The 10,426-nt window shown below is 68.0% G+C and carries 9 protein-coding genes; 2 read left to right on the plus strand and 7 right to left on the minus strand.

Annotated features, from left to right (window positions below; genetic code table 11):
- Nucleotides 1-116: 116 nt before the first annotated feature.
- Nucleotides 117-1,271 (plus strand): epoxide hydrolase family protein, encoded by a 1,155-nt coding sequence (locus tag ACOCEP_RS33350; RefSeq protein WP_482333250.1) that lies wholly within the window; start codon nt 117-119, stop codon nt 1,269-1,271.
- A gap of 45 nt (nt 1,272-1,316) precedes the next feature.
- Entirely contained in the window at nt 1,317-2,135 is an 819-nt protein-coding gene (locus tag ACOCEP_RS33355; RefSeq protein WP_482333251.1) for a MerR family transcriptional regulator, read from the plus strand.
- Nucleotides 2,136-2,282: 147 nt separating this feature from the next.
- Here ACOCEP_RS33355 and ACOCEP_RS33360 read toward each other — a convergent pair whose 3' ends face one another.
- From ACOCEP_RS33360 to ACOCEP_RS33390, 7 genes are all read right to left on the minus strand, one after another.
- Nucleotides 2,283-3,260 (minus strand): carbohydrate kinase family protein, encoded by a 978-nt coding sequence (locus ACOCEP_RS33360; protein ID WP_482333253.1) that lies wholly within the window; start codon nt 3,258-3,260, stop codon nt 2,283-2,285.
- A gap of 37 nt (nt 3,261-3,297) precedes the next feature.
- On the minus strand, nt 3,298-4,497 hold the full coding sequence (gene metK, locus ACOCEP_RS33365; RefSeq protein ID WP_482333255.1) for a methionine adenosyltransferase: 1,200 nt from the start codon (nt 4,495-4,497) through the stop codon (nt 3,298-3,300).
- Nucleotides 4,498-4,548: 51 nt separating this feature from the next.
- Nucleotides 4,549-5,550, minus strand: coding sequence for a class I SAM-dependent methyltransferase (locus ACOCEP_RS33370; RefSeq protein WP_482333256.1), 1,002 nt, complete (start codon nt 5,548-5,550; stop codon nt 4,549-4,551).
- Nucleotides 5,551-5,607: 57 nt separating this feature from the next.
- A complete protein-coding gene (locus ACOCEP_RS33375) occupies nt 5,608-6,777 on the minus strand; it encodes a pyridoxal phosphate-dependent aminotransferase (protein ID WP_482333258.1) in 1,170 nt (389 codons plus the stop codon).
- A gap of 183 nt (nt 6,778-6,960) precedes the next feature.
- Nucleotides 6,961-8,334: a cation:proton antiporter gene (locus ACOCEP_RS33380; protein ID WP_482333259.1), complete on the minus strand. Its 1,374-nt coding sequence runs from the start codon at nt 8,332-8,334 to the stop codon at nt 6,961-6,963.
- The gene (locus tag ACOCEP_RS33385) at nt 8,331-8,858 is read right to left on the minus strand and encodes a flavin reductase family protein (RefSeq protein ID WP_482333260.1); all 528 of its coding nucleotides are present in this window, start codon (nt 8,856-8,858) and stop codon (nt 8,331-8,333) included. Before ACOCEP_RS33385 ends, ACOCEP_RS33380 begins: the two co-directional genes overlap by 4 nt.
- A 26-nt stretch (nt 8,859-8,884) precedes the next feature.
- Nucleotides 8,885-10,423 (minus strand): tryptophan halogenase family protein, encoded by a 1,539-nt coding sequence (locus ACOCEP_RS33390; RefSeq protein WP_482333262.1) that lies wholly within the window; start codon nt 10,421-10,423, stop codon nt 8,885-8,887.
- Between the last annotated feature and the right edge of the window lie 3 nt (nt 10,424-10,426).

Consider the following 10,426-nt stretch of genomic DNA (forward strand, 5'->3'; position numbering starts at 1 on the left):
CTATGCGGAAACTTTCTTTCGTATATCGAGAATAGCCCGCTGACCTGTCCTCGGTCAACGGGCCGGCTACCGGCAAACCGGGGAATTGTCGGACCCCTTCGTTAGCGTCGGCCGGCATGGACAGCACGCCGTTCCAAGCCCGGATCCCGGAGGCCGATCTCGAAGACCTCCGCGATCGGCTCCGCCGTGCCCGCTGGCCCGAAGACGAGACCGTCGACGACTGGTCGCAGGGCGTACCCGCCGCCTACCTGCGTGAACTGTGCGCCTATTGGGCGGAGACCCACGATTGGCGGGCCGCCGAGGCGCGGCTCAACGCCTTCCCCCAATTCCGGACCGACATCGACGGCCTCGGCATCCACTACCTGCACGTCCGCTCCCCGCACCCGGACGCGCTGCCACTGGTCCTCACCCACGGCTGGCCTGGCTCGGTCTTCGAGTTCCTCGACGTGCTCGGCCCGCTCGTCGATCCGGCCGCCCACGGCGGTGACGCCGCGGACGCCTTCCACGTCGTCGTCCCGTCCCTGCCCGGGTATGGCTTCAGCGACAAACCCGCGCGCACGGGCTGGTCGATCCAGCGGATCGCCGACGCGTGGATCCGCCTCATGGACGGGCTGGGATACGAGCGCTTCGGCGCCCAGGGTGGCGATTGGGGCACCAGCGTCACCACGCTCATGGGCCGGACGGCGCCCGAGCGGCTGGCCGGCATCCACCTCAACCCACCCCTGGCGGCGCCGGACCCCGCGACGTTCGGCGAGCTGACCGAATCCGAACGGAAGTCGCTCGCCGACCTCGAAAGCGCCAAGGCCGACGGCTCGGGTTACGCGATCCAGCAGTCGACCAGGCCACAGACGATCGGCTACGCGCTGGCCGACTCGCCGGTCGCGCTGTGCGCGTGGATCGTCGAGAAGTTCCAGGCGTGGACGGATTGCCGCGGCCACCCCGAGAACGCGCTGACCCGCGACGCGATGCTCGACGACATCACGCTCTACTGGCTGACGGGCACCGGCGCCTCGTCCGCCCGGTTGTACTGGGAGAGTTTCGCCGAGGTGTCGAGCTGGTTCGCCGAATCCACTGTGGACACGATCGCCGTGCCGACCGGCTGCTCGATCTTCCCGCGCGAGACCCCGCGCCCCTCCCGCCGCTGGGCGGAACGCCGCTTCACCGACATCCGGTACTGGAACGAACTCGACCGGGGCGGCCACTTCGCTGCCTTCGAACAACCCGGGGTGTTCACCGAGGAGGTGCGGTCGTTCTTCCGGCTCGTGCGGTGACCGCTTGACTGTGACACCGTGTCAGGCTGTGCGCTGGGAGGCGTCATGTTCAGCATCGGAGATTTCGCCAAGCACGGCCGGGTATCGGTCCGGATGCTGCGTCACTACGATGCCATCGGGCTGCTGCGCCCCGCCCACGTCGACCCGTTCAGCGGCTACCGGTCCTACTCCGGCGAGCAGCTGGCCCGGCTCAACCGGGTGATCGCGCTCAAGGATCTCGGCTTCACCCTCACCCAGGTGCAGGAGATCCTCGACGCGGAGATCGGCGCGGACGAATTGCGCGGCATGCTGCGGCTGCGCCGCGCCGAACTCGAGGCCGCCATCGCGGCCGACGAGGCGCGGCTCAAGGCCGTCGAAGCGAGGCTCCGGTCGATCGAAAGCGAGGGAACCATGCCTTCCGAAGACGTCGTCGTCAAAAGCCTGCCCGCGGTGCGGGTCGCCGAGCTGACCGGGACGGCGAGCGGATACGTGAACGAAGAGATCGGGCCCGTCGTGCAGGGGCTCTACCAGGACCTGTTCGGGGCGCTCGGCCCGATCACCCCGTCCGGGCCGCTCATCGCCTATTACGAGGACGATCCCGGCGGCGAACGAGTGCTGATCCATGCCGCCGTCCCGATCACGGCCGAAACGGACGGCTCCGAAGGATTCTCGACGGTCCGCCTCGGCGAGGTCGCGACCGCGGCGACGATCCTGCACCGCGGTTCGATGGAGACCGTGCTCTCCAGCTATCAGGCCCTGGCGAAGTGGGTCGACGCGCACGGATACCGCCCGAGCGGTCCGGCCCGGGAGTTCTACCTCGAATGCCCTGCCGACGGGGACAAGTGGGTCACCGAATTGCAGCAGCCGATCACCCACACCTCGTAGGCGGCGTGAGCGTGAATGCCGCCATCGGCCGCTCGACGCCGTAACGACACGCGCCGAGCGCGCTTCGCCCAGCGCTGCGTGCTCGGCGCCCCGGCCACGTACTGCCCGTCAACCAGGCGCAGGTCCGTGAAAGGCGAACGAAAGGGCTCAAACCCGTAGTTTCGACTCGATCTCCGCCGCCGCCCGGCTGCCGTAGGCGCGCGCCGCCCGACCGGAGAAGTCCGTGCGGTCCAGTGTGTACTCCTGGGGCCCCACGGACTCGAGCACGATCCCGGCGAGCACACAGCCCGCCTGGGCGGCCCGCTCCAAGCTCATCTTCGTGCTCAGTCCCCAGAGGAACCCAGCCCGGAAAGCGTCGCCGGCGCCGGTCGGCTCCACCACGTCGACGCCGGGCACGGCGTCCACCGAGATCGGCTCGTGCCCCCGCCCCTCGACGGTCGCGCCCTTGGGCCCGTAGGTGGTGACCCAGCTGCCCACCCGCTCCAGCACCTGCTCCTTGGTCCAGCCGGTGTGCTTGAGCAGCAGCGATGCCTCGTACTCGTTGGTGAACAGGTACGCGGCGCCCTCGACGAGCTTGCGCACGTCCTCACCCGGCATGATCGCCAGCTGCTGGGAGATGTCGGCGGCGAAGGTGTACCCGCGCTGCCGGCACTCCTCTGTGTGCCGCAGCATCGCCATCGGATCGTTCGGCGCGATGAGCACGAGGTCCAACGCACCCACCCGGTCGGCGACCGCGCCCAGTTCGATCTCCCGCGCTTCGCTCATCGCTCCGGCGTAGAAGGAGGCGATCTGGTTCTGCGCCTCGTCGGTCGTGCACAGGAACCGCGCCGTGTGCTTGTCCGCCGAGACGTGCACCGACCCCACGTCCACCCGATGGCGCTCCAGCCAGGAACGGTAATCGTCGAAATCCCGGCCGACCGCGCCGACCAGGACCGGTGAGAGCCCCAACCGGCCGAGCGCACAGGCGATGTTCGCGGCGACACCCCCACGGCGGATGTCCAGATTGTCCACCAGGAAGGACAGTGAGACGTTCTCCAACTGTTCCGCGACGAACTGGTCGCTGAACCGCCCGGCGAAGGACATCAGGTGGTCGGTCGCGATCGACCCGGTCACCGCGATGCGCATGGCGAGCACTCTCCTCTTTCACGGTACTGAAAAGGGGTCAAGCTTTGGCCGCGTCCTTCAGGGACGCCGCACGGTCGGTGCGCTCCCAGGGCAGGTCGAGGTCGTCGCGGCCGAAGTGGCCATACGCCGCGGTCTGGCCGTAAATCGGGCGGAGCAGGTCCAGATCGCGGATGATCGCCGCCGGGCGCAGGTCGAAGACCTCGTCGATGGCGGCACGAATCCTCTCGGGCGCCACCTGCTCGGTACCGAAGGTCTCCACGAACAACCCCACCGGGGCCGCCTTGCCGATCGCGTAGGCCACCTGGAGCTCCACCCGCTCGGCCAGTCCCGCGGCGACGACCGTCTTGGCCACCCAGCGCATCGCGTACGCCGCCGACCGGTCCACTTTGGACGGATCCTTGCCGGAGAACGCACCGCCGCCATGACGGGCCATGCCGCCGTAGGTGTCGACGATGATCTTGCGGCCGGTCAGCCCGGCGTCGCCCATCGGGCCGCCGATGACGAACCGGCCGGTCGGGTTGATCAGCACCTTCGGCTCGGCCGCGTCGAGACCGGCGGAGGCGAGCTCCGGCTTGATCACCTGCTCGATCAGATCCACCGCCAGCATCTTGTCCAGGTCGATGCCTTCGGCGTGCTGGCTGGAGATGACCACCGTGTCCAGCCGCACCGGCTGGTCGCCGGCGTACTCGATGGTCACCTGGGTCTTGCCGTCCGGGCGCAGATACGGGACGGCACCGCTGCGACGCACCTCGGTCAGCCGCCGGGAAAGCCGGTGCGCCAGCGTGATCGGCAGCGGCATCAGCTCAGGCGTGTCCGAACAGGCGTAACCGAACATCAATCCCTGGTCGCCGGCACCCTGCTTGTCCAGATCGTCCAGAGCGCTCTCCAGCCGCGACTCGTAGGCCGTGTCGACGCCCTGCGCGATATCCGGCGACTGGGACCCGATCGCCACGTTCACGCCGCAGGAGTTGCCGTCGAACCCCTTGGCCGACGAGTCGTAGCCGATGGAAAGCACCGTTTCGCGCACCAGCGTCGGCACGTCGACGTACGCGTCCGTGGTCACCTCACCCGCGACGTGCACCTGGCCGGTGGTCACCAGCGATTCCACCGCGACCCGGCTCCGCGGGTCCGCTGCCAGCATCGCGTCCAGGATGGTGTCACTGATCGCGTCGCACATCTTGTCCGGATGACCTTCGGTCACCGACTCACTGGTGAACAGCCTTCGGTCAGCAGTCACAGGAAATCCTCCACATCACGGAAAGGGGAACGCTCGAGGCACCGAGCGGGTCTACTCGAGTTCGAAGACGACCGTGCCGGCCAGCTCGCTGTTCGTGTGCACGGCGGCGCAGTGCCAGCCGGAGCCGGCGATCACTTCGCGCCACTCGCTCAGCGTCGGGATGTAGGTGCCCATCAGCGCGTGCCCGGCCTCGAAACCGAGAGTGAAGACCGGGATCCGGTCGTCCGGCACGTTCTCGCTGCGGACGGTGTCACCCAGCAGGAATCGACGGGCCTTCGGAAACACCCGGCGCAGCATGCGCAGCGAGGCGATCGCGTCCTCCCTCGGCCACAGATCGTGGCCCATCATGAAGCACGTCAGAAGTTCGACGTCGGCGAACTCGGCGCGCTCCTCGAGCTGCCGGACATCCGCCCGCACGAACGAGATGTCATCGGCGAGCCCCCGCTTCGCGACCTCGGACTCGGACATCTCGATCGTCGCCGCCGAGATGTCCACCCCGATCCCGCGGGCCTCCTTGTTGCGCTCGACGATCTTGATCAACCGCTCACCGCTGCCCGAACCGAGATCCGCCACCGAACCGACTTCGCCGACGCTCTCCATCGCCTTCCAGAACAGCGGATCGAAGAACTCGTTGTTCGCCGCCCTGCTGGCGTGGCTGACCGCCCGGGCGTCACGCCGGTGGAAATCGCCGATCCTGTTCTCGTTGCGCAACAACGAAGGCATGTTGGCGAAGAGCTCCCACGAGCCCTGGCACAACCAGTAGAACAGCGGCTTCGCCAGGTACACCTCGTCGAACGACGCGCCCGGCACGATCTTCTCGCCGTCGCGTCGCACGATGTCGACCGAGGCCAGCGCCCGGAACATCGCCGCGGTCGCCTCCGGGTCCAGGTCGTTCTCCGTCGCGAAGTGATCCACGAGCAGGACACGTCGCTCGTTCAGTTCGTCGAGCGCGCCGAGGTCCCACGCGGCACCCACCGCGGTGGCGGCCACCGCGGAATTGAAGATGTCCGCCGCGGAGCGGCCGGCCGTCGTGCGCGCTGTCGAGGTAGTCACAGAAGCTCTCCCAATCTTGGTGCCGGACTAGGTGTTGCGTCGCTGTCAGCCGGCTGCTCAGCCGCCGGTCAGCCGTCGCTCGGCCTCGTCGATGACGCTTTCCGCCTTGTTGAACGCGATCCGCACCCGTCGTTCCCCGAGCTCCCTGCGGTCGTAGAGGATCGTGCTGGGCACGACGAGCACGCCGGCGCTGCCGACCAGACCCTTGGCGTAGGACTCACAGTCCCCGTCGTGGCTGCTCGGGATGTCGGCCATCGTGTAGCACCCACCGTCGGGCACGTGGCAGGTCAGCCCCGCGTCGGTGAAGATCCGGGTCACCGAATCACGCCTCTTCTGCAGCTCCGGTGCGGGATTCCACACGCCCGGCTCGAGCACGCGCGCGTCGAGTACCGCCCGTTGCAGCGGCGCGGTGGTGCCACCGGTGGTCGCGATGTGGACCCGGCGGAGCACGCTCGTGATCTCCGGGGCGGCGCGCAGGTAGCCGATACGCCAGCCGCTGAGCGCGTGGCTCTTCGAGAGGCTGCCGACGACGATGCTGCGCTCGGCCAGCGCGGGGATGTCCGCGACCGAAAGGTGCTCACGTCCGTCGAAGGTGAACCAGGAGTACACCTCGTCGCTGATGACCGTGACATTCCATTTCTGGCACAGCTCGGCGATGAACTCCAGCTCGTCCTTGCTGAACATATGCCCGGTCGGATTATGCGGCGAGTTCACCAGGACGGCCTTTGTGCTGGGACCGAAGACGCTCTTGAGCGATTCAGGGTCGAAACGCCAGTCCGGTGCTTTGAGCTCGACGAAACGCGGCACGGCACCGGCCAGGGAAAGGGTTCCGAGGAAATTGTCGTAATACGGTTCGAAGACGACGACCTCGTCGCCGGGATTCAGTATCGAAAGCAGCGCGGTGAGCAGTGCCTCGGTACCGCCCACGGTGACCGTCACCTCGGTGGCGGGATCGGCGGGTGTGGTGAAACCCGCCGCGATCTTCGCCCGAAGTTCCGGGTTGCCCGCCGGGTTTTCGTACTGATTGACACCAGCCCGCAGGGCGGCGCAGGCGGCCTCGATGAGCCGCTCGTCGGTCGCCGGGGCGGACGGCATGCCGGTCGCGAGGTCGACGGCTCCGGCCGCGATCCCCCCGCCGAGCAGCGAGACGAGACCACCGGCCGGGACGTTCCCGACACGTTCCGCGAAAGACCTCTTGGCCTGACCGGCGACGTCCTGATCCGACACCACTGCACACCTCCAGATGTTGTATTCGGCAGCTGAATTCGACGGCAGCACAATTACGTCCGCCTGCGCTCGTCAGGTACTCGGCGCCGGCCAAGAGCGGTTCGCCAACGCATTTTCCGACCGTAAGACTACCCAGTCCGCACGACGTAATTCCATAACGTGACCGGCCGGATTCGGGGCCGTTTACGCGGCCACCACCCCATTGCCCGAGTCGTCCATCAGCCCCCGTCTCTTGGCGGCGCGAACAGCGAAGCCCGTGGACGCCGTCGTCACCACGGCCATGAAGACGAGGATCGTGAAGCAGACCTCGTTGATCATCCCGGCCTGCAGGCCGATCGCCGCGATCACCAATTCCGTGACACCACGGCAGTTCATCAGCATGCCGACCACGAGCGAGCGTCTCGCGTTCAGCCCGGCGAGCCGCGCGCCCGTCGCCGCACCGACCACCTTGGACAGCACCGCCACCGCGACCACGGCCGCGAACATCAGCCATGGCCACAGCTCCGCGCCCAGCATCCCGATCGAGGTCTTCAGCCCGACGCCCGCGAAGAACAACGGCAGCAGGATGAGCACGGTGAACCCCTGCAACTGCTTGCAGGTCCGGTCCACCCGAGGCGACCCCCTCGGCACGACTACGCCGAAGAGGAAGGCCCCGATCACCGGATGCAGGTACATCACCTGGGTCAGCCCGGCGAACAGCGTCGCGCCGGCGACCAGGATCACGGTCAGCACCTGGTCGGATTTGACCCGGTCGAGCATCCGGGCGAGCAAGGGGCGCACCCCGAGGAACGCGACGAGCACCAAGAGCGCGATCAGGATCCCGGTCACCAGCAGGCCGCCGGGGTGCCCCATCCCGGTGCCCGCCAGCAAGCCGGCCAGGACGAGCCAGGCGAGGCCGTCGCCGATCGCGGCGCTCGCCATGCAGATCCCGCCGACCTCGGTCCGGTCGACCTTGAGGTCCACCAGGATCCGGGCCAGGACGGGCACCGCCGTCACCGCGATCGCCAGACCGAAGAACAACACGTAGTGCGACGTCGGGGAGCCGGTTCCGGCGAAGAGCGGGCCGGCGGCGAACGCGAGGCCGATCCCCGCGACGAAGGGCAACCCCATCCCGCCCGCGATCACCGCGCCGATCTGACGTCCCCCACCGCGATGTCCGGTCCGCAGTTCGCAGCCGAGCAGGAACATGAACACGACCAGCCCGAACTGGGCGACGTTGTCCACGCTGTGCAGCACTTCCGGCCCTGCCCACTGCGAGGAACCGGGCCAGAGCAGGCCGAGCGCCGAGGGGCCGAGCAAGATGCCGCCGACGATCTCGCCGAGCACCGGCGGCTGGCCGATCCTGCGCATCACCTCGCCGCACAGGTGGCTCACGACCAGGATCACGGCCACCACGACGAGGAACTTCGTCAGCGTTTCCGGCTGCCCGCCGGCCGCGCCGGTCCCGAACAACACCACGACGGCCGCCGCGGCCAGCAAGGCGATGACGAAACCGAGGACGGTCCGCCAGCGTCGCGGGGCGGCGAGTCCTCCCGCCGGCGGCGCGGTCCGGGTCATGTCCGTGCCTCCTGCCCGAGCAGCCGGGTGAACGCGCGCCGCCCGTAGAGCAGCGGCGCGCCCGGTCCGCATTCGACGTGCGTCACGTGTCCGAACACCACCGCGTGGTCGCCGATCGTGACGATCCGGGCCACCCGGCACTCCGCCATCGCGAAAGCGTCGTCCACCAGCCACGGCACCCCCAAGTGCGTGGACGGCCGCCACGGAGTCCGCTCGAACCGGCCCGGTTCGGGTGAGGCGAAGAGCCTGGCGGCGTGCTCCGCGCGCTCGTGCAGCAGGTTCACCCCGAACGATCCCCGGTCCCGGACCGCGGCCAGCGTCCCGCTGCGCAGGTTGAGGCCGATCTGCAGGGTCGGCGGGGAGATCGTCACGCTGCTCAGGGAATTGCAGGTGAGCCCGTGCGGATGCCCGCCGGCGTCGATCGCGCAGACCACCGAAACCCCGGTGAAGTAGAAGCTCATGAATCCGCGAAAGGCGTCCACTTCCGCGAAACCGCCCGAGGGCGCCGGAGACTCAACGTCCATCGCGTATCCCCCGCATCGTCGCCCGGTCAGTCGTTGATGCTCGCCAGGTACTCATAGCAACTGGGTAGCGCGGCGACCATCTCGTCCGCCTCCGCCTTCAGCTTGGCGAACTCCTCGAGCGCGTTGGCCGGGTCCAGATGCTTCAGCGCGGGCTGCGGACGCGCCGGAAAGCGGCCGAGGCCCAGGTTCATCGTGTTCCAGGAGTAACTCTCGAACCCGTGGTAGTGCGGGAAGATCGTCTCCTCGTCCAGTAGCCGCACCTCGCTGAGCGCGAGCCGCTGCGCGAGTCCCTCCGGCATTTCGCGCAGCTTCACTTCCTTCCAGTACGGCGTGTCCTCCCGGCCCGCGGCCTTGTAGTGCAAGACCAGGAACTCCTTGACGCCGTCGACGGCGTTCGCGATCCGGTCGTTGTAGGCCGAGACCTGCACCGGGTCGAAACCCGAGTCCGGGAAATGCTTCACCAGCTGCTCGATGGCGTGCTGGATGAAGAAGATGCCAGTCGATTCCAGCGGCTCCACGAAGGCGCTGGAAAGGCCGATCGCCACACAGTTCTTGACCCACGACTCGCGGTTGCGGCCGATGCGCATACGGATGTGGTTGGCCTCCAGGTCGTCCCGGTCCGGGGCGACAGCGGCACGCAGTTCGCTCTCGGCCTCTTCCGGGGTGATGAACTGGTCGGAGTAGACATAGCCGTTCCCGTTGCGGCGGAACAGCGGGATCGTCCACCGCCAGCCCGCGCTCATCGCGGTCGCCGTCGTGTAGGGGGCCATGTCGGTGGCCTCTTCCCGCGGCACGCGCAGCGCGACGGCGCGGTTGTTCGGCAGCACGTCCTCGAAGGACTCGAACTGCGTGCCGAGCGTCTTGTTGATGAGCATCCCGCGGAATCCGGTGCAGTCGATGAAGAGGTCGCCCTCGATCGCGCCGTGCCCGGCGGTGAGCACCCTGCTGATCCAGCCACGCTCGTCTTGTTCGACGTGCTTCACGTCGTCGACGATGTGCTTCGCACCGAGGTTGCGCGCGTAGCCGCCGAGATACTTCGCGACCTCGTCGGCGTCGAAGTGGTAGGCGTACGGGAACTGGGACCGCTGCTCGTCGAGCGTCGACTTGCCCAGGTCGTTGTCCAGCCCGGAGGCGAAGAGCGAACCGTCGAGCATCCGCGGCGAGCGTCTCGCCTCGCAGAGCGCCGTCGTGATGAAGGTGGACCGGTCGAACGGCCGGCTACGGTCGCCCAGCTCGAGCCACCACTCGGCGAGCGAGAAGCCGTCGACCACACGCAGGCGTTCGAACGGGTGGTAGAAGTATTCGCCCGGCTGCCCCCAGTCTTCGAACCGGATCCCGAGTTTGTAGCCGCCGGCGCACTTGGGGAGCCAGTCGGCCTCGTCGAGCCCCAGATAGTCGAAGAAGTGCCGCACCGTACTGAACGTCGCTTCCCCGACACCGATCCGGGAGACCGCGGCCGACTCCACCAACGTGACGTCGATGCGTTCACCGAAAGCGGCCTTGAGATAGCTGGCCGTCATCCAGCCTGCCGTTCCGCCGCCGACGATTACCACCGAGCGAATCATTCT

It is taken from the genome of Amycolatopsis sp. CA-211722 (genome assembly GCF_056828465.1).

Excerpts from the sequence above, each read along its gene's own strand:
- ACOCEP_RS33350 (WP_482333250.1), top strand. The coding sequence starts at position 117 with ATGGACAGCACGCCGTTCCAAGCCCGGATCCCGGAGGCCGATCTCGAA.
- ACOCEP_RS33385 (WP_482333260.1), bottom strand. The coding sequence starts at position 8,858 with ATGGACGTTGAGTCTCCGGCGCCCTCGGGCGGTTTCGCGGAAGTGGAC.
- ACOCEP_RS33380 (WP_482333259.1), bottom strand. The coding sequence starts at position 8,334 with ATGACCCGGACCGCGCCGCCGGCGGGAGGACTCGCCGCCCCGCGACGC.
- ACOCEP_RS33355 (WP_482333251.1), top strand. The coding sequence starts at position 1,317 with ATGTTCAGCATCGGAGATTTCGCCAAGCACGGCCGGGTATCGGTCCGG.
- ACOCEP_RS33360 (WP_482333253.1), bottom strand. The coding sequence starts at position 3,260 with ATGCGCATCGCGGTGACCGGGTCGATCGCGACCGACCACCTGATGTCC.
- ACOCEP_RS33390 (WP_482333262.1), bottom strand. The coding sequence starts at position 10,423 with ATGATTCGCTCGGTGGTAATCGTCGGCGGCGGAACGGCAGGCTGGATG.